Raw genomic sequence first — 18,530 nt, 5'->3', positions numbered from 1 at the left:
ACGTTCGGAGGCGACTGATGGGCGTCGTCGACTGGACGAACCTGAGTCACGCCCTCCTGCCGACGGCCGTGCGGCGACGGGCGGTCGAGATGCACCTCGAACCCGACCGCGACGTGTACCCCGCGGGCGACCCTGTCGGCTTCCGCGTCGTCTTTCGCAACCGCCTCCCCGTGCCGGTCGTCCTCCGAGTCGAGTCGCCGGTGCCGTGGTCCTGGTCGGTCGACGGCATCGACCGCGGTTCGCGCGTCGCCGACCCCCTGCCCGACGACTCCTCCCGGTTCGAGTTCGCCCCGCGGGAGCGCAAGGCGTTCGCCCGCGAGTGGCACCAGCGCATCCGAACCGGGCGGCGCGAGTGGGACGCCGTCGCGCCCGGCGACCACGTCCTCCGGGCGTGGGTGACCGACCGCGACCGGTCGCTGGCCGCCGAAGCGACCGTCCACGTCGACGGATAGATCCTTCAGGCCGGACCGCCGAGGACGCGTATGCGCCAGTTCATCGTCATCGGACACGACGCGCCCACGACGCCCGACTTCTCTTTGTCCGACCTCGCGGGCGGGGCCGGTCGCCTCGACGTCCTCTGTCGCTGTGTCAACTCCGCGTTCTTCCTCTCGCACGCCATCCGAGAGGACGTGCGCGCCCACCTCGTCCTCGGCGACGAGTTCACGGTCATCTTCGACGGGGGCGACCTGCGACGACTCAACCCCGACGAACGGAGCACGGCGGCGCTGATCCGCGGCGCGCTCGACGAGCGCGAGGAAGCCGTCGGCCACGTGCCGGTCGAGACGAGTCCGGGCGTCTCCCTCCGGCGGACGGGCTTCGAGGCGACGCTCTCGACGGTGGCCCGGGAGTCGTCGGTCGTCCACCTCCACGAGGACGGCGACCCCGTCGTCGACGTGTCGCCGCCGGCCGACCCCGCGTTCGTCCTCTCGGATCACCGCGATTTCACCGACGAGGAGGCGTCGCTCCTCGACGACGCGGCGGACGAACGCGTGCGCCTCGGCCCGGAGCGACTCCACGCCGACCACGCGATCACGGTCGCACACAACTACCTCGACACCGACGCCTTCTCGCGGTACTGAGCCCCCGAACGGGTGGCAATCACAACTGTTAAACGCGGTTGGGACGTCATTTCGACGTGCGGGCCGGTGGGGTAGCTTGGTATCCTTCGGCCTTCGGGTGGCCGTAACCGCGATTCGAATTCGCGCCGGCCCACTTCTCCCGCAATTCGATACGGTTAGTGGCAACCTTCGGGTGACCGTAACCGCGTTCCCGCGAGCGAAGCGAGCGGGAGCCCGTGGAGCTTTGCTCCACGGAGATACGAATTCGTGCCGGCCCACTTCTCCCGCATTTTACGCCGAGAGCTTCGGATGGCCGCAACGCCCCCGCGAGCGACCGAACTCCCGGGCGGCGACCCGTGGGCGGCCTATCCGACGACCGTAGACTGCAACTTCTCGACGTCCGAAATCGGTCCGACTTCGACGACGTGGACGGGTTCGTCCGCGCCGGCCGGCATGATTTCGATCCGATACGTGCCACTCGCGGGGACGTCGAAGACGATCGCTCCCATCTTCGACGCCCCCGAGAGGACCGTCGTGTTCGCGAGCGACGACGCGTCGATGCGGTCGTCGCTCGACAGCTTCGACGAGGCTTCGTCGTCGAGGTACTGGAACGGGTTCTCGCTGTTGGCCCTGATGCTGTTCGATGGAAGGGTGATGCTCTGGTCCTGTGGGTTCGAGAGCGTCAGTACCACCACGAGGAACGTCCCGTCGGCCTCGGCGTACGACGCCGAGTTGCCGATGCGGTCGGCGCGGTAGAAATTGTGGATACGGTATCCGATGGCGTTGTCCCCTTCCCCTACGGTGAACGACTCGTCGAGTTCGTGCATCGACGCCGTGGACGTCGGCGTGGCCGTGGCCGTCGGTGTGGCCGTGGCCGTCGCCGTGGGCGTCGGCGTGTCGGTGGGCGTCGCCGTCGACGTCGCCGTCGGCGTCGCCGTGTCTCCCCCGACCCCCGCTACATCCCGCGAGAATACCTGTTAGTACGCTGCCACACGCAGCTAGCATCCTTCGGCGCTCCATGGGGGTATCGTTTCGTAGTCCCGGCCATCAAACTGTCGGTGGCACAGTACGTTCTCGCGCCGTCCGCGAGTTCGACGGGCTTCGATCACGTCTCTCCACGGGCGTCCGCTCTCGCGTCGAGGGCGTCGCCACTGCGGGAGTAGCGTCGATAAAAAAGCCGCAATCGCGAGTGACCGCTACCGGCGGTCAGTCGTCGTTAGTTGTCGCGGCGGACTGCCAGCAGCGCAGCCGCGATGAGCGCGACGACAGCGACGAGCGCACCGAAGCCGGGGCCGTCACCCGAGGTGGGCGTCGGCGTCGGAGTGGCCGTCGGCGTGGCCGTCGGCGTCGGCGTGGCCGTCGGCGTGGCCGTCGGCGTGGCCGTCGGCGTCGGCGTCTCCGTCGGCGTCGGCGTCGGCGTCATGCGCTCTTCGACGATCTCGACTTCCACGATGTCCGAGTTGTAGCCGTCGTCGGCTTCGAGGTCGTACGTGCCTGCCGAGATGTCACCCTGGAGCTCCATGGAGATGCTCCACGTGCCGTCGTAGGACCACTCGTCGGTGGTCGTGACAGCCATGGAGTCACCGTTCTGGTTCAGGAGTTCCGTGGTGATCGAGTTGTCGTCCGGGCGCAGGTTCGTCTGGCCTTCGACGACCATCGTGTCGTCGATAGCGATCGGGTTGACACCCGAGGCCTCAGCGCCTTCGGGGTAGACGCTCTGGATGGTCGACTGCGAGTCCGCGAGGCGGAATCGCGAGGTGACCATTCGGTCGTCGCTTGCGGTTTCCTCGGTCGTCTGGTCGAGCAGGCGCGCACGCACCTGGTCGCCCGTCGAACCTTGGCCACCAGCAGCACCGACGAAGCCTTCGAAGTCACCGCCGACCGGGAAGCTGCCGTCACCGAATTCACCGTCGCGACCGGGCGTCATCACGTGGACGCTGACCTGGCCTTCTGCGAGACCGGTGAAGGACAGTTCGTCGTCGGAGAACGTGTTGTCGTCGTCGACCGAGACGGTCTTGAAGTCCGTGTTACCGCGTTCGTCGATGAACACGAGTCGGACGTTGTCCGCACCGAGCGACGTCCCGTTGACGCCGATCATGGTGTCGTCGGTCGAGACCTGGCCGCCGACCGTCTGAAGGGTCGCCGACAGTTCAGTGTCGGTCACGCGGATGGACTTCTGCGAGCTCGTTGCCGTGTTGAAGTCCGAGACGCTCACGGACGCTGCGATGCCCGTGTTGCCTGCCTCGTTGGGGCCCGTCGCTTCCACGTCGGTCGCGTCGACCACGCCGACGCGGTAGCTACCGGGCAGCGAGAGGAGGTTGTTACCGCCGCCGTCGCCGTTCGAGAGCACGACGTCTTCCTGCTCGAACGTGTTGTCAGCGTCGACGGAGATCGTCGCGTCGTCGACCTGGTTGTCTGCGTCTTGACCGCCGAGGTCGACGATCTGGTATGCGGCCTGACGTCGGACGTAGAGCACGACGTCGTCGATACCTTCGGACGCGGTCCCGTTGACGTCGATCTCGCTACCGACAACGTAGGTGTTACCCGGGGTGTCGAGCGAGACTTCGCCCTCTTCGACCGTCAGAGTCGGGTCGTCCGCGGGGTTCGAGAGACTGACGTCGGTGACCGGGTCACCGCCACCTGCGGTGTGGGCTTTGATGTCCACGTCGGTCGTGTCGAGGTACTGCGTCTCGATCGAACCGACAGCGACGCCCGTGCCGTCGTCGATCGTCACGTTCGCGTACGCGTAATCGACGGTTTCGGCGCTGTTGGGCGTCTGGCCACGCTCGGAGACGTTGTCGTTCTCCATGACAACACCGACGGCGTCAACGTCGCCGGTGTTGCGGAAGATCTTCTGTGCGTCTTGCTGGCTGATGCCGTCGCGGAAGTCACCACTCTCGATGGTGATGACGTGCTGGTTGCCAGCGCTCGAGCCACGAAGCGTGTACGTGACGTCGACGCCCTGGGTCACACTGTCCGAATCGAGGTCGAGGGCGACGTCCTGGTCACCCGTGACCTGCACGGTCGTGGACTGGGAAGCCGAGCCGAAGTCGAGGTCGTCGGAGCCAGCCACCGTGAAGGTGAACGTCCCCGTGTTCGAGTCCGAGAGGTCAACGTTCCAGGCGGCCTGGCCGTTGTTGGAGGTGACGACCGAAGCCGAGTTCGGGGCTTCGAGGACGTCGTCGGTCACGCTGAGTCCGTTGGGGTTCTCGACGGTCAGTTCGAGTGCCTCAGCGTCGTAGTAGTTCCAGCTCGCCTGAACTTCGAGGGCACCGGAGCCGGAGGTGTCGTCACCTTGCGGGACGGACCCACCGGAGATGTCCTCGTCGTTCTCGTTCAGCACGTCGAGGTTAGTCAGGCGCGGCGTGTTGACAGTGACGCCGGGCGCACCCGTCGTACCGTCGTTCGAGTAGCGACCGAGTTCCTGGTCCTGCGGAATCGGCGGGCTGACCGGGACGTTCTCGGCGTTACCACCGGTACCGGTCAGGGTCGAATGCAGCGCACCAGCGAACTGGATGTCTTCCTCACCCTGGTAGATGGTCGCACCCGGGAAGATGTAACCTTCACCGTTCACCGTGTCGAAGGACGTCGTACCCGCGGCGTTACCTGCGCGAGCGTTGTTGCCTCCACCACTCACGGCGGTGAAGCTGGGGTCTGCGGGATCGTTCCCGTCACGCGTACCGATAGCCACTGTCGGGTTTTCGCCAACGACGGCATTCGAGGCGTCTACCGTCAAGGTGACTGTTAGAGTATCGGATGCGGTTGCATCGGTCGAATTAATACCGACCTTGGCCAGACCCGAATTCACTCGCGTCTGGTTATCGACTGTCAGGGTGGTCCCTGAGAAGGATGCACTATCAATCGACGTGATGGAAACGTTAGTAACACCACTATAGTCAATAGTGACGTTGTCTCCTGTTGTATCGTCAACTATACCGTTCAGCGTAATAGTCTGCGTCTGACCGCTCACGCCCGCGGTTACGTCCGAAGCGGACGTGGTACCGGAGCTGGTGATGGTCGCCGCGGCAGTTCCTGAGAGCGCGACGGTGCCCGCGAATACGGAGAACACCATCAGCGCTGCAAGGACCAGCGCGCGGAGTTGATTTGATTTGCTTGTCATAGTTTGTTGTGTTTCGCGTGACAGTCCCGAGGTCGGATGACCAATTTCGTGTCGGCCTTTGTGGCGGGTCGCCTAACGGCAACACTGCCACGGGTAGGGGTACATACCATCCGTATGTCCCATCCGTTAAATGTTTTCTGCTCACGACATACGTGTGTCAGACGCTCACACGGCCGAGGAGGACGGATACAGGAGTCAGTCGGGCCGTGATCACGATCGCCCGAGGCGGTTCGTCTCCGCGTACAGACCTGTTCAGACGTTCGGCCCCGTGCGTATTGACAGCTCCACCGTACTGGACGTAGTCACGCCGCTCCTGACGTCGACTCGGCGACGCATCCTTATTACCGCCGGGGTCCAACCGTGCCGGCATGGAAGCCGTCAGCACGGTCACGGTCGATTCGTACACGACGCTCGTCGACGTCGGGTCCCAGGCCGACGTCCTCGAAGAACGCGTCCCGGAGATATCGGACGGCGAGCGCGTCTCGCAGCTGTGGCGGGCGCAGTATCTCCAGTACTCCATTATCGCCAACGACATCGACGAGTACCGCCCCTTCTGGGACCTCATCGGGAAGGGGCTGCGGTACGCCCTCGAAGCGAACGGCTACGACGTGCCCGCGGACGTGCGCGATCGAATCCGACGGGACGTCTACGAGGAGCGACTCACCGTCTTCGACGACGTCGCCGACGGCATCGGCCGCATCGTCGACGCCGGCTACGAGGTGTACGTCCTCTCGAACGGCAACCCCGAGATGCTCGACCACCTCGTCGACGCCGCCGACGTCGAGGGGGTCGTCAGCGACACCATCAGCGCCGACGAAATCGAGACGTACAAACCCGATCCGGCGATCTACCGCCACGCCGCCGACCGGGTCGACACCCCCATCGAGCGAATCCTGCACGTCTCCGGCGGCGGGATGCGCGACGTCTGGGGGCGAAACACGCCGGGATGCGAGCCTGCTGGCTCGCCCGTCCCGAGCAGAACGCCCCCGCGAACGCCTCGGCCGGGACCCCGACGTCGTCGCCGAGGACTTCTACGACCTCGCGGACCGACTGGCGTAGGTCGTCGACGGCGCGGCCCGCGGCCGGCGGTCGCGTCCGTGCGCGTGACTAATCACGTCGAATCGCGAGCGACGCGGCGGCGACGAGCGCCAGTAGCGCGGCGACGGTGCCGAATCCGGGGCCGTCGCCCCGCGTCGGCGACGGCGTCGCCGTCGGCGTCGACGTCGCCGCCGGCGTCGCCGTGGGAGTCGCCGTCGGCGAGGGTCGCGGCGTCCGTCTCGGTCGCGACGGTCGTCTCGGTCGCGCGCGATTCGACGAGCTCGACGTCCGCGACGTCGGTGGCCTCGCCGTCGTCCGCCGTCACGGTGTACGCCCCGGGTCCGACGCCCGCGGTGTCGATCTCGACCGACCACCGGCCGTCTGCCCCCAGTCGTCGGCGGTCGTCGTCGCCACCCACCCGCTCGCGTCACGGAGTTCGACGGTGATGGTGGCGTCGTCGGGCTGGCGGTTGGTCGATCCGGTGACGACCATCGTCTCGCCCGCCGCGACGGGGTTCACGCCCGTCGCGGGCGACCCGGCGGGGTAGACGGCGTCGATCGTCGTCAGCGGATCCCGCAACTGGATCGTCTCCGTGACGAGCGCGTCGTCGCTCCCCGCCGCGCCGGTCGTGTAATCCCGGAGGCGCGAGCGGACCTGATCGATCGTCGACGGCGTCCCCTGGGCGTTCGCGCCGTACCCCCGGATCCGATTCGCCGCGGCCGAGGGACCGTCGCCGGTGGTGCCGGCGGTGCCGTCGCGACCCAGCGACAGGACGGCGAGCCAGACGCGGCCCCGTTCGAGACCGCGCAGCGAGACGGCGTCTTCCGCGAACGTGTCGTTGTCGACGGCGAGTTCCTCCGTGACGACGTGCCCGGTGGAGCCGACGGCGACGAACACGACGTCCGTCGGGGCCGTGGCGGTGCCGTTCACCCCGACGCCGTCGTCGCCCCGGGCGACCTGCCCGTCGACGACGGACGTGAACGTGGCGTCGAGCGTCGCGTTCGTCACGCGGAGCGAGCGCGAGGTCGACGTCGCCGACCCGAACTCGCGGACCGTCAGCGTCCCGTCGACGGTGCCGTCGCCGTCGCGGTCGGCGTCCGCCGCGTCGACGACGCCGAACAGGTAGCTCCCGGGGAGCGACAGCAGGTCGTTCCCCGCCGAGAGCGTGACGTCGGTCTCGCGGAACGTCCCGTTATCGCCGACGGAGACCGTCCGTTGGCCGTCGACGGTGACCAGTTCGAACTCGGCCTGATCGCGGGCGTAGACGGCGACGGCGTCCATCTCGGCCGACGCGTTCCCGGTGAGGTCGGTCCGGGACCCCACGGCGTACGTCCGCGGGCTGTCGAGGCTGACCGACCCCTCGGTGACGTCGACCGAGACTCCGTCGCGGTCGAACCTCCGGTCGTCGGTCGAGGCGAGGTCCTGATCGGCGTCCGGCGTCGGGAGGTAGTCGACCGGTAGCCCGCTCGTGTCGCCGTCGTCGAACAGATAGCCCGCGACCGACCCGTCAGAGACGGCGACGGGTTCGCCCGCGTCGTCGGTGTCGAGAAGCGTCGGGTCCACCGCCTCGTCGGTCACGAGGCCGTCGGACACGTCGAGCGCCACCGACGCGGTGTCGAGATATTCGGTTTCGACCGAGCCGACGGCCAGCCCCGTGTCGTCGTCGACTTCGACGACGGCGTACGCGGCGGTGACGTCGGCGGGCGCGGCACCGCCTTCGAGACCCGTCGACGACCCCGACGCGGCCTCGAAGGCCCGCCCGTGTGGCCCCGTCCCGGCGGCGACGACGCCGCGTTCGACCACGTCGCCCGTGTGCCGGAAGATCTTGGCCTGCTCCGCGAGCGAGGTGTTCTCGCGGAAGTCGCTCGCGTCGATGCGGACGAGGTGGAAGGTCCCGGCGCTGCTCCCGGAGACGTCGTAGACGACGTCGCTCCCTGGACGGCGGTGTCAGTGTCGACGTGGATGGACGGCGACCGGTCCGGGAGGAATCCGATCGACGTCGATCGGTTGGCCTCGCCGAAATCCAGGTCGTCCGAGCCCTCGACCGAGATCGTGTAGAAGCCGACCTTCCCGTCGCTCAGGTCGAGGCCGACGCTGTGCGCGCCGTTGAACGTCGCGGGGCCGGTGAGTACGTCGTCGGTGACGTCGAGCCTGCTCGGATCCTCGACAGTGAGTTCGACGTCCTCGGCGTTCGCGAAGTTGTAGTCGACGACGACGCGCAACTGCCCGGCGCTGCCCGCGCTGACGGCACCCCCGGAGACGTCCTCCGCGTTGGCGTTCTCGACCCGGAAGGTCGTGATGCGCGGCGTGTCGACCGTCACGGACCGTGCGCTCGCCGACCCGTCGCTGGAGTAGCGACCGACCGGCTGGTCCCGCAGGATCGGCGACTGCAGGACCCGCCCGTCCGCGTCGCCGGCGACGCCGAGCAGGCGCGTCCCGAGACCCCCGCCGAACGTGACGTCGCCCTGTCCGAGATAGACGGTCGCCCCGGGGTAGACCGTGCCCGAACTCGCGGCCGTGTCGTACGACGGCGCGTAGGTGTACGTCGAGAGTGAGCGCGACCCGGCGTCGAGATCGGTCGTCGCGCTGCCGTCGTCGCCCACGTCGTAGCCGCTCCGGACGGTCCCCGAGAACTCGCCCGTCGGAGCCGCCGCCGACACCGATCCGGTGAGGTTGACGGACGCGCTCGCGCCGCCGGCCCCCGAGTCGACGACGACGACTTCGAGCGTCTCGGCGGCGCTGTCGCCGGTGCGATCGACGACCTGGACCGTCCCTTTCGAGAGGTTCGCGCTGTCGTTCGTCGTCAGCGTGGCGGACGGACCGGAGAGAGCGAACGCGTCGGGGAACGTGATTTCGAGTCGGTCGTTCGCGCCGTCCACCGTCGTCGTGACGTTCACCGCGAAACTGTGCGAGTTCGTGCTGTTGGACGCGACGGCCGTCGGATCGACCGTCAGCGACGATTCGGTTTCGGGGGCCGCGGCGGCGGTCGCCGAGAACGCGACGGCCGAGAGAACCACCAGAACGGCCAGCATCGCCGCCCGGCGTTCGCCTGATAACTGGATCATAGTTGTGTTATTGAAGATCAGGTTGTCTTACTCGTTACGTGTCGAAGCCGGCGCTCGGATAGTTAATCACGCGGGTTCCGAACGGCGCGAACCGTCGATTCGGAGAAGGGACCGCAGTCGCGACTCGGCGGGCCACCCGTCCGCCGACGGGGGCGACGGCCGACGCCTCAGGTCAACAGGTCGTCGTTGCACTCGGCACAGACGGTGAGGTCACCCACTGTCTCGCAGACGCGCTCTCGTTCACAGAGGTCGCACGTCTCCGTCTCCGGCCCCGGGCGAGGTGGCGCGTCCCCTGCACACCCGGCACGACCGGGTTCCTGATGCGCGTGAAATACAGCACCACCCCGAGCAACAGGAGCGACCCCACGAGGAAGCCGATTTCGAAGGCCATCGGCGGAAATACGTGCCGGAGGTTTGTGTGCGTTTCCCACGGCGACCGGGCCGCCGCCTCGTCGGCCGTCCGGCCGTCGAGAGGCGCGCGCGGCCTCGACGCGCCGCCGAAGTCGTCGGTTAGTCGTACCACGCGGCGACGCGGGGCCAGAGATCGTCGTGTGCGTCTGCGGAGACGGCGAGTCCGACGTGACCGACGTCGGCCTCGAACGGCGTCACCGGCCCGGGGACGACGTCCGCGAACTCCCGCGTCGCCGCCGGCGGGACGAGCGTGTCGCGAGCGCCGACTATCTGGGCGACGGGCATCGTCAGCCTCGACGGGTCGATCCGCCGACCGTCGAGCGTGAGGGCCCCGGTCCGGAGCGCGTCGCGCCGGTAACACGCCTCGACGAACTCGGCGAAGACGGCCGCGGGCACGTCGACGCCGTCTCTGAGCCACTGTTCGACCCGGCCGAACCGCTCGACGAAGGCGTCGTCGTCGACGTTTTCGAGCAGGCGGCGGTAGGTCGCGACGTAGTTCTCGACGGGGTCGACGAGCCTGAAGCAGGCGTCGAGCGTGTCGGCCGGGACGAGCCCTCGGTCGTCCGCGAGCGCCCGCGGGTCCACACCCGTCGCCCACCGTTCGAGGACGCCGCCGGCCCCGTCGAACGCGAGCGGGGCCGCCAACTGTCCGAGGCGACGCACCTTCTCGGGTTCGAGGGCGGCGTACATCGTCGCCATCGTCCCGCCCATACAGTAGCCGAGCAGATCCACCTGGCTCGCTCCGGTCCGGTCCCGGACGGCGTCGACGCAGTTGTCGAGATAGCGGGTGACGTAATCCGACAGCGAGAGCGATCCGTCGAGGGGGAGGGGTCGCCCCAGTCGACGAGGTAGACGTCGGATTCGGTGCGCAGGGTGCGCACGACGCTCCGCGCCGGCGAGAGATCGAGGACGTCCGGACGGTTCACGAGGGCGTAGACGAGAACGAGCGGCCTGCCCTCGCCGCCGTAGCGCCGCAGGTCGAGTTTGTTCTCCGAGTAGACGGTGTGGCTCTCGGTGACGCCGACGTCGACCGACGCCAGTCGCGGCAACTGCTCGACGAGCCGCGCCGCGCGTCGCGCCCACTTGTCCACGGGGTCGTCCGCGGACGTGCCGGATGCCTCCGAGGCCATACGATCCGGGGTTCGACCCGGAGATGTACAAAGGTTGTCGCTCGAACCGCGCGCCGCCGAACGGCGGCGACGGGCGTCAGGCCGGGTTTGCGAGCGGGGCGAAGGCTGAATAGGTTGCAACGCAAGCCCGACACATGGCCTGTCCGCAGTGTGGCGGGACGCTCCTGACGTACTCGCTCGGGGGCGAGAGGCGTCCGTGTGTGAGGACTGTGGCTACGTCGGCATCGACGCCGACCACGGGGGCGAACCGGTCGAAGTCGAGTCGTGGGACGACGCCCTCCGCCGGTTCTACGCCGAGCACGGCGCGGACGCCGACCCGCGCGTCGAAGTCGCCCGCGACGACGTCACCGAGCGACGCCGCGACGGCGAGTCGTGGGACGACGCTCTGCGCCGGTTCTACGCCCAACACGAGGACGGGTCGAGCGCGGCGGGAGAGTCGGACGAGGCGGACGAATCCACCGCACACGCTGCGGACGACGAGCGACCGAGCGACGACCGAACGGGCGACACGGACGAAAAACGAGCGACGACGGCCGACGACGGCGCGGACGACGAGCCGGCGGACTCCGACGAATCGACGGGGACGCCGGCGTCTCAGTCCTCGGCGGACGGTTCCTGAGCGGGTCGCGCTTCCTCTTCTTGCTCCTGTTCGTCGGAGCGGGCGGCCACCAGCGCACCGCGGGCGACGCTGTAGAGCGGTTCGTCGACGCTCTGGACCTCGCTGATCGAGAACGGGATAGAGGCGTCGCGGAGGTGGTCCTCGAACAGTTTCTCGAAGCCGCGCGGACTGGAGGTGCCGCCGGTGACGACGACGGGCACGTCGAGTCCCTCCTCGACGTCCTCGTCGTCGACTTCGCGGGCGATGTTCTGGATGACGTAGTCGAGCAGGTTCTCGTAGTAGATGGCCAGCGCGCCCTCGACGCCGCCGACGTCCGTGCGGAAGTCGAGTTCGAAGTCGTCCTCCTTGATGCTCGTCACCTTGTCGACGGGCGTGCCCGTCGCCTGCGCGGCCTGCTCGTCCACCCAGTCGCCACCGCGGGCGATGGAGAACTTCATCACCGGCACCGCGTAGTAGGAGAGACAGACGTTGGTCATGCCGGCACCGAAGGAGACGCCGAGGCCCGTGAAGTTGTGGTCGGCGAGTTCGGAGTAGATGACCGCCATCCCCTCGTTGATCGGTTCGGGGTCGTACCCCATGTCGCCCAGCATCGACTCCAGGGTTTTCTCGTGGTACAGCGTCGAGAGGTCGGAGTCGATGGGATCGGCCGGACTCGAATAGTACAGTCGCTCGTTCGGCCGGTTCGGCTGGCCGACCACCTGTTCCGTGATGAGTTTGATCATCGGGATGGCCGAGGATTCGTCGCTGGAGAGGATGCCGTGTTGCATCGGCCGCCGCGTCTCCTTGTTGAAGATGTTCGCGAAGTTGAGGGCGTCGTCGCCGACGACGTACACCTTGTCGTCCTTGCGGATGTGCAGGACGTCGCTTCGCGACAGCATCTGCTCCGCCATGTCGGAGTACTCGATCTCGACGAACGAGTTCCGCTGCTGGACGAAGACTGTTTCGTTCCCCTCTTGCTGTGCCGAAAGAATGTTCATCGTACCGACGTCGAGGCCTTTGGCCATACGCGTTCAATTCTGGGAAGCCCCCATAAACGTTCTCCCAACTGTCCGACCGCTTACCAGGTCAGACGGCCGTCAGACGCCGTTACGTGCGGGAATTCGACGAGCGGGGGTGAGGCGACCGGCCGCCCGCGGCGCGTCGGGCCGAGGCATCGGGACGGCGGGTCGGGGAGCTATCGCGAGAACAGGTCGCGCGCGCGGTCGACGAATCCCTCGTCTCGCTCGGCGACTTCCTCCGCCTGCTGTTGCTTGCGGAGTTCCGTCAGCGCGGACGTCTGTTCGTCCACGCCCGTGCTGCTCGCCGTCTCCGTCTCCCGGCCCTGGAGCCGGCGCAGTCCCGAGACGGCGGCGTCGACGTTGTCCCCTTGGGCGCGGGTGGTCGTCGCCTCGGCGTTCTCAAGCACAGTCCGGTCGACGTCGTCGACCGTCTCGGTGTCGAGCTGGAGCTGCCGTCCCTCGCGTTTCTCGACGCCGCCCCAGGAGATGTCCGTCCCCGACATCGCCTCCTCGATGTCCCGGCGGACGTCCTCCTCGGAGACCGTCCCGCCCGCCGACCCGGTTCCGGCCGATCCGGAGCCCCCGCCGCTCTCGGACGCGGCGGCGCTCCCGCCGGGGGCGGCGACGCGTTCGACCTGGTGGCCGACGAGGGACGCCCCGGTCGCTCCGACGACGGCGACCAGCCCGATCGCGTAGATCGCGACGCCCTGCGCGCTGTAATCGGCGGCCCGATCGACGTTCCAGTGCATCGGATAGACGGCGACGAAGAGAGCGACCGCGACGAGACAGATCGCGAGCCCGCCGACGGCGGCGTAGGTCATCCGCTGGTCGCCCGGCAGGAGGACGACGACGCCCAGCAGGAGGAGGAGACCGCCCGCGGAGGCGACGACGGCCACCTCGCGGAGGGCGAACGCCGGCGACGCCGGATCCGAGACGACCGCGCTCAGGAGGAAGACGGCGACGCCGACGGCACCGAGACCGATCCCGCCGAAAAAGAGCGCGAAGCCGAGGTAGACGTCCGTCTCCGTCTCGGGGTCGCCGATGTATCGCTCGTACCACTCGAACAGGACGTTCTCGGGCGTGTCCGTACTCATGCTGGTCCGTACAGGCTCATCCCACATGACTGTTGGTCCCGCGTCTGACGCCAGTCCGACGCCCGCGGGACGCCCCGTTTCCGAAGGCTTATGCCCGGAACCCCGCATCCCTTCACCGAATGGTCACGAGACCCGCTCTCGGAACCGCGTTGCTCGTCGCGGGCGTCGCCCTCCTCGCCGCGACGCTCGTCGGCGGCGTCGTGTTCGCGCCGACGTCGTCGACCGCGCCGGCGCAGTCCGGGGAGTCCGCCACTCCGCTCCTCCTCGGCGTCCAGGGCGTCGGTAGCTACAGCGCCGACGGCTACGTGGCGCGCGTCGAGAACGACAGCGTCGCGTGGCGGGAATCGACGTCCGGCACCTACTTCGACGTGACGCGGCTGGACAACGGATCGGTCCTCGCGGCCTTCCTGACCGGCGGCTACGAGCGGTGTGGTCCCTACGAGTCGCCGTGCTCCCGGACCGGCTTTCGCATCATCGACCCCTCGCCCTCCCCGGAAGTCGTCTCCGAGTGGTCGTTCCCCGTCCGCAGCCACGTCGCCAGCGAGGTCCACGACGTCGAACCGCTCCCCGGCGGCGGCTTTCTCGTCGCGGACATGGAACACGAACGCGTCGTCGTCGTCGAGGGCGGCGAGGTGACGTGGGAGTGGGAGGCGTCGACCCGGTACGACCCGCCCGCCGACCCGACGAAGGTCGACTGGCTCCACATCAACGACGTCGACCGCATCGGCGACGGCCGGTATCTGGTCTCGGTCCGGAACGCCAATCAGATTCTGCTACTCGAACGCGGCGAGGGCGTCGTCGAGGTGATAAACGAGGACCGGGACGGCGACGGCGTCGGCGACACGGACGTCCTGAACCACCAGCACAACCCCCAGTGGCTGGGCGACGGCGCGGTCCTCGTCGCCGACAGCGAGAACCACCGCGTCGTGGAACTCCATCGCGGGGACGACGGCCGGTGGCGGCCCGCCTGGACGCTGACCGGGGCCGGCGGCGAGGCGTTCGACTGGCCGCGGGACGCCGACAGGCTCCCGAACGGCCACACGCTCGTCACGGACACGCGGAACAGCCGCGTCCTCGAAGTGAACGAGACGGGCCACGTCTTCCGCGAGTACTCGATGAACTACCGACACCTGCCCTACGAGGCCGACAGCCTCCCGCACGGCGAACCCGTCGGCGGCGTCCGGTACGGCGTCGGCGCGTCGGCGACCGGCAACGCGGGACTCCCGGTTCTGACCCCGGCCCATCGCCTGTTGAGCGCCGCCGTCCGCGTCCCCCGCTGGTTCACCGAACTCCACCTGCTGGCGACGGTGCTCTCGCTCTGTCTCGTCGGCGTCGGCAGCGTCGTCCGCTGGCGGTCGGCCGACGGTCGCTGATCACAGCGTGACGAACAGCGAGAGGACGCCGAACGCCGCTCCGAGCAGCAGCGTCAATGCGAGCGCCAGCGCGACCCACGTCCGGCCGTTCCCGGGAACATCGGGCGTCTCCGAGGGGAAGTACGGCGAGAGCGGGTCGTTCGGATCCGGCTCCGTCATGGCTCGATCATCACAGGCTACTACCGGCGCGACCATAAACCGTGGTATCAGGGACGGAGACCCCGTGCGATCGCGGCTCCCTGGACCGAATATCTACCGCCGATCTCGACGCTGCCGGTGGATATCCGACGACGCCGGGCCATCTCGCCGGGGACGCCGGACAGTCCGTACGAACCCCCGACGCGTAAGCACCGGTTCGACGCCCGTCCCGGGACGGCGTCCCCACACCGTTATCCGTCCGCTCCGTCTGGCGACACCATGGAACGGACTCGGTGATGGTACGCGCTCGCCGTTCTCGCGGGAGTCGACGATCCCCGCCGATCCCGGGGCGCTCCGGATGCTGGCCGGCGGTCCGATTTTCCTGCTCGGCTCCGCCTTCTACTACGCCCTGTACCGGGAGCTACGCGCCGTTCGGGAGAGCGACACCCCCTGGGACCCGAACGTCCGCCTGTGGATTACGGGCGGCGTCTCGTTTTCCGCCCTCGGCGTTCTCCTGTTTCTGAACCCGCTGGTCCACTACGTCGCCGCCCTCTACCTGGTTCGTCGGTTCCGGAACCCGGCGCTGCCCGGGCCGACCCCCGAACACGAGTGACGGCGGGCGGCGTTTCCCGACGGCCCGCTCACGACTCCGACCGTCGCCAGAGCACGACGGTGTATCCGAGACCGACGACGAAGGCGAGCGAGAAGGCGGCGACGAGCCAGTCGGTGACCGGCGGTCCGACGCCCGCGAGCGAGGCGGCGTCGCCGACGGACTGGGCGACCCAGCCCGCGGCCATCGAGACGAACAGGGCCGCTCGCCGTCGGGGCCAGTCGCCCCGGCGGGACCGCCAGAGCGCACCGATCGTCACGAACGCCCACGCGACGATCATCCCCGCGTGAAACACCGGTCCGTCGGCCCACGAGACCATACCGCCGCTTCGACCGACCGGCTGAAAGCCCTTCGCTCTCGGTCGGAACCGCCGTGATTCTTGTATCTCCGTCCCGGACCGCCGCCACATGGCGGATTCGGGACCTCGGCCTCGACGACCGGCACTTCTCGTCCTCGTCGTCGCGAACTCGATCCCGCTCGTCGGCGTCACCGTCCGAGCGTGGGACGTCGCCGCCGTCCTCCTGTTCTACTGGCTGGAGACGGGGAGCGCCGTCTGCTGGGCGGCCGTGAAAGCCCTGTTCGCCGAACGCGGGCGGGCGTCAGACTGGTCGCCGTCGCTCCACGGACTCTCGCACAAGCGCGGCGGTGTCAGCGTCGACAGGCTTGGGGTCGCCGTCTACCCGCGGAATCTGGTGGCCGCGTTCGCCGCCGGCGCGCTCGCCGTCGTCTGGTTCGGCTACGGGGTCGCGTTCTCGACGGCGGGTGACGGCGGTCACTGGCTCGGTGGCGACGCGCTCGTGGTCGGCACGGTCGTCGTCGGCGTCGCCACGGCGTTCGTCGGGCGGGGTCTCGCGTTCTGGACCGGCTATCTGGGCCGATCCCGGTACGAGGACGTCACCCCGGGCGTCTCGCTCCGCGAGCCACTCGGCTACGTCGTCGGCCTCGGGGGCGTCCTCGCCGTCGGGCCGGCGGCCGTCTCGACGCGACTGGGATGGGCCGTCGCCGCCGTCGTCGCCGTCAGACTCGCGTTCGCTTTCGTCGCCCACGGTCGGACGAGTCGAGGCGGATCGAGGGGGCGTTCGCACCGCTTCTCGGCGACGGGTCGCGCTCGTTCGACCCGATCGACGTGCCGACGGGAGCGCCGACGTTCGAGACCCGGTCCCAGTCGCGAGCGGTCGCGCTCGCCGGGGTGCTCCGCGGACTCGCGTATCCGCGGCTGGTCGTCGCCTACGCGCTCTTCGGCGTCCTCGTCTGTGGACTCCTCGCGGGCGGCGACGTGCGCACGCCCGCCCTGATCGTGGGGTGTTTCCTCCTGCCGCTGGTGGCCGTCGCCGTCGGCGTGACCGTCGTCGACCGCGTCGTCGGCTACGGTCGCATGGAGTATCGCCTCTACGACGGGGTCGTCGTGGGCTACGACGAGTGGCTCGACGAACCTCAATGGGCCGTCGACTACGCCGACGTCGAAGGGGTCACTCGACGCCGGAGCCCGGTGGACCGACTGCTCGGGGAGACGAGGCTTGTCCTCGAACTCGCCGACCGGAGCGCCGTCCGTCTCCGCTATCCCGCCGACTCCGCGGCGCTCTACGAAACCATCGACGGGCGCGTCCGGTGAACGTCGCCCCTCGCGAAACCACCCGTTTCTGGATATCGCTAACTTTTAGGCCAGCCTAAACTCCCTGGACGTACGAATGAGCGCTGACCCCGACATCTGCGTCGTCGTTCCGACCATCCGTGAGTACGAGTGTATGCGTACCTACTTCGAGAACGCGCGGGATCACGGTTTCGACCTCGATCGGCTGTTCGTCGTCCTCGTCACGGAGGACTTCTGTGACTCCGAAGGGATGCGTGCGATGCTGGACGAGGAGGGCGTTTCCGGCGCGGTCTTCGACGGGCGAGCGCGCGAGCAGTGGTTCGACGACTACGGCGTGTCGGACTACGCCCAGCTCGTCCCCGAGGCCAGCCACGCCCAGACCTCGTTCGGGCTGCTCTACCTCTGGGCGAACGAGGCTTTCGACTACGGCTTCTTCATCGACGACGACACGCTTCCCCACCCCGACCACGACTTCTTCGGGACGCATCTCGCGAACCTCCACTACGAGGGCGAACTGACGTCGGTCGGCTCCGACGAGCAGTGGGTGAACGTCCTCTATCAGGGCGACAACGACCTCTACCCGCGGGGCTACCCGTACGCCGCAATGGACGAGACGGTCGAGGTCGGGACCGAACGCGTCGACGACGTGGTCGCGTCCCAGGGGCTCTGGACGAACGTCCCGGATCTCGACGCCGTTCGCATCCTGATGGACGGCGACCTCCGCGGACAGGCACAGACGCGGACCGAAGCCGACGACTTCGGCGAGGACTTCGTCGCCGCCGACGGCAACTACCTCACCGTCTGTTCGATGAACCTCGCCTTCGAGCGCGAGGTCGTCCCGGCGTTCTACCAGTTGCCGATGGACGACAACTCCTGGAACGTCGGCCGCTTCGACGACATCTGGTCGGGCGTCTTCCTGAAGCGCGCCTGCGACGTCCTCGGCAAGCAGGTGTACAACGGCGCGCCGCTCTGCGAGCACAACAAGGCACCCCGCTCGACGTTCGACGACCTGCAAAACGAGGTCGCCGGCCTCGAACTCAACGAACACCTCTGGGAGGTCGTCGACGACGCCGGCGCGGACGCGGACTCCTACGCCGGGGTCTTTCGCGCCATCGCCGACGAACTCGTCGCCGGCGACTGGAGCGACTGGAACAACGGCGCGTTCCTGAACTACTGCGGGGAGTACATGCACGACTGGCTCGACTGTCTGGACGCGGTCGAGTCGGAGTCGGTCGACCGCCCGCTGCCGGCCGACGACTGAGACGCGAACCACAAGGGTTTAGTT

Annotated in this window: 20 protein-coding genes, 1 tRNA gene and 1 pseudogene; 11 read left to right on the top strand and 11 right to left on the bottom strand. The window is 68.3% G+C overall.

Annotation, left to right across the window (positions count from 1 at the left end; translation table 11 throughout):
- Positions 1-17: 17 nt before the first annotated feature.
- The 3 genes from ACFQJD_RS14125 (at position 18) to ACFQJD_RS14115 (ending at position 1,212) form a co-directional block, all read left to right on the top strand.
- Positions 18-452: a hypothetical protein gene (locus ACFQJD_RS14125; RefSeq protein WP_379799068.1), complete on the top strand. Its 435-nt coding sequence runs from the start codon at positions 18-20 to the stop codon at positions 450-452.
- 30 nt (positions 453-482) lie between these two features.
- Positions 483-1,079 carry a tRNA (pseudouridine(54)-N(1))-methyltransferase TrmY gene (trmY, locus tag ACFQJD_RS14120; RefSeq protein WP_379799066.1) on the top strand — a complete coding sequence of 199 codons (597 nt, stop codon included), beginning with the start codon at positions 483-485 and terminating at the stop codon, positions 1,077-1,079.
- A gap of 60 nt (positions 1,080-1,139) precedes the next feature.
- Positions 1,140-1,212, top strand: a tRNA-Pro gene (locus ACFQJD_RS14115).
- 211 nt (positions 1,213-1,423) lie between these two features.
- On the opposite strand, the gene ACFQJD_RS14110 is transcribed toward ACFQJD_RS14115, so the two are convergent.
- Positions 1,424-1,885: a DUF4352 domain-containing protein gene (locus ACFQJD_RS14110; protein WP_379799064.1), complete on the bottom strand. Its 462-nt coding sequence runs from the start codon at positions 1,883-1,885 to the stop codon at positions 1,424-1,426.
- Positions 1,886-1,892: 7 nt separating this feature from the next.
- Here ACFQJD_RS14110 and ACFQJD_RS14105 point away from each other — a divergent pair, with 7 nt between their 5' ends.
- A complete protein-coding gene (locus ACFQJD_RS14105) occupies positions 1,893-2,039 on the top strand; it encodes a hypothetical protein (RefSeq protein WP_379799062.1) in 147 nt (48 codons plus the stop codon).
- Positions 2,040-2,274: 235 nt separating this feature from the next.
- Here the strand turns inward: ACFQJD_RS14105 and csg are convergent, their stop codons facing one another.
- The gene (gene csg, locus ACFQJD_RS14100; RefSeq protein ID WP_379800531.1) at positions 2,275-4,632 is read right to left on the bottom strand and encodes an HVO_2072 family ArtA-dependent S-layer glycoprotein; all 2,358 of its coding nucleotides are present in this window, start codon (positions 4,630-4,632) and stop codon (positions 2,275-2,277) included.
- Positions 4,633-5,546: 914 nt separating this feature from the next.
- Between csg and ACFQJD_RS14095 the strand changes: the two are divergent.
- Positions 5,547-6,032: pseudogene (locus ACFQJD_RS14095) on the top strand (HAD family hydrolase); the annotation flags it as partial.
- 253 nt (positions 6,033-6,285) lie between these two features.
- Here the strand turns inward: ACFQJD_RS14095 and ACFQJD_RS14090 are convergent.
- The 5 genes from ACFQJD_RS14090 to ACFQJD_RS14070 form a co-directional block, all read right to left on the bottom strand.
- Positions 6,286-6,330 carry a hypothetical protein gene (locus ACFQJD_RS14090; protein ID WP_379800529.1) on the bottom strand — a complete coding sequence of 15 codons (45 nt, stop codon included), beginning with the start codon at positions 6,328-6,330 and terminating at the stop codon, positions 6,286-6,288.
- Positions 6,331-6,537: 207 nt separating this feature from the next.
- Complete coding sequence (locus tag ACFQJD_RS14085; protein WP_379799060.1) at positions 6,538-7,821, bottom strand: hypothetical protein; 1,284 nt, start codon at positions 7,819-7,821, stop codon at positions 6,538-6,540.
- Complete coding sequence (locus tag ACFQJD_RS14080) at positions 7,791-9,281, bottom strand: hypothetical protein (protein WP_379799059.1); 1,491 nt, start codon at positions 9,279-9,281, stop codon at positions 7,791-7,793. Before ACFQJD_RS14080 ends, ACFQJD_RS14085 begins: the two co-directional genes overlap by 31 nt.
- A gap of 172 nt (positions 9,282-9,453) precedes the next feature.
- Positions 9,454-9,804, bottom strand: a complete 351-nt coding sequence (locus tag ACFQJD_RS14075) for a hypothetical protein (protein WP_379799057.1) — start codon at positions 9,802-9,804, stop codon at positions 9,454-9,456.
- Complete coding sequence (locus ACFQJD_RS14070) at positions 9,792-10,775, bottom strand: alpha/beta fold hydrolase (protein WP_379799054.1); 984 nt, start codon at positions 10,773-10,775, stop codon at positions 9,792-9,794. Before ACFQJD_RS14070 ends, ACFQJD_RS14075 begins: the two co-directional genes overlap by 13 nt.
- Positions 10,776-11,018: 243 nt before the next feature.
- Between ACFQJD_RS14070 and ACFQJD_RS14065 the strand changes: the two genes are divergently transcribed.
- Positions 11,019-11,441: a hypothetical protein gene (locus ACFQJD_RS14065; protein ID WP_379799052.1), complete on the top strand. Its 423-nt coding sequence runs from the start codon at positions 11,019-11,021 to the stop codon at positions 11,439-11,441.
- On the opposite strand, the gene ACFQJD_RS14060 is transcribed toward ACFQJD_RS14065, so the two are convergent.
- Positions 11,417-12,445 (bottom strand): hypothetical protein, encoded by a 1,029-nt coding sequence (locus ACFQJD_RS14060; RefSeq protein WP_379799050.1) that lies wholly within the window; start codon positions 12,443-12,445, stop codon positions 11,417-11,419. The two genes, ACFQJD_RS14065 and ACFQJD_RS14060, sit on opposite strands and share 25 nt — an antisense overlap.
- 170 nt (positions 12,446-12,615) lie before the next feature.
- A complete protein-coding gene (locus ACFQJD_RS14055; protein WP_379799048.1) occupies positions 12,616-13,533 on the bottom strand; it encodes a DUF7139 domain-containing protein in 918 nt (305 codons plus the stop codon).
- 119 nt (positions 13,534-13,652) lie between these two features.
- On the opposite strand from ACFQJD_RS14055, the gene ACFQJD_RS14050 reads away from it, so the two are divergent.
- Positions 13,653-14,906, top strand: coding sequence for a hypothetical protein (locus tag ACFQJD_RS14050; protein ID WP_379799046.1), 1,254 nt, complete (start codon positions 13,653-13,655; stop codon positions 14,904-14,906).
- Here ACFQJD_RS14050 and ACFQJD_RS14045 read toward each other — a convergent pair whose 3' ends face one another.
- The gene (locus tag ACFQJD_RS14045; RefSeq protein ID WP_379799045.1) at positions 14,907-15,065 is read right to left on the bottom strand and encodes a hypothetical protein; all 159 of its coding nucleotides are present in this window, start codon (positions 15,063-15,065) and stop codon (positions 14,907-14,909) included.
- Positions 15,066-15,402: 337 nt separating this feature from the next.
- On the opposite strand from ACFQJD_RS14045, the gene ACFQJD_RS14040 reads away from it, so the two are divergent.
- Positions 15,403-15,657, top strand: a complete 255-nt coding sequence (locus ACFQJD_RS14040) for a hypothetical protein (protein ID WP_379799043.1) — start codon at positions 15,403-15,405, stop codon at positions 15,655-15,657.
- Between the two features lie 28 nt (positions 15,658-15,685).
- On the opposite strand, the gene ACFQJD_RS14035 is transcribed toward ACFQJD_RS14040, so the two are convergent.
- Positions 15,686-15,973, bottom strand: coding sequence for a hypothetical protein (locus ACFQJD_RS14035; protein ID WP_379799041.1), 288 nt, complete (start codon positions 15,971-15,973; stop codon positions 15,686-15,688).
- 88 nt (positions 15,974-16,061) lie between these two features.
- Here ACFQJD_RS14035 and ACFQJD_RS14030 point away from each other — a divergent pair, with 88 nt between their 5' ends.
- The 3 genes from ACFQJD_RS14030 to ACFQJD_RS14020 all read left to right on the top strand — a co-directional run bounded on the left by ACFQJD_RS14030 (position 16,062) and on the right by ACFQJD_RS14020 (position 18,506).
- Entirely contained in the window at positions 16,062-16,949 is an 888-nt protein-coding gene (locus ACFQJD_RS14030) for a DUF6498-containing protein (protein ID WP_379799039.1), read from the top strand.
- Positions 16,931-17,266 carry a hypothetical protein gene (locus ACFQJD_RS14025; protein WP_379799037.1) on the top strand — a complete coding sequence of 112 codons (336 nt, stop codon included), beginning with the start codon at positions 16,931-16,933 and terminating at the stop codon, positions 17,264-17,266. The genes ACFQJD_RS14030 and ACFQJD_RS14025 overlap by 19 nt, the downstream gene beginning before the upstream one ends.
- 76 nt (positions 17,267-17,342) lie before the next feature.
- Entirely contained in the window at positions 17,343-18,506 is a 1,164-nt protein-coding gene (locus tag ACFQJD_RS14020) for an alpha-1 4-glucan-protein synthase (protein ID WP_379799035.1), read from the top strand.
- Positions 18,507-18,530: the final 24 nt, after the last annotated feature.

This window comes from Haloplanus sp. GCM10025708, from assembly GCF_042663985.1.
GTDB classification, from domain to species: Archaea; Halobacteriota; Halobacteria; order Halobacteriales; family Haloferacaceae; genus Salinirarus; species Salinirarus marinus.
Note: the sequence above shows the minus strand (reverse complement) of the source record. Positions and strands in the feature narration are given on the sequence as shown.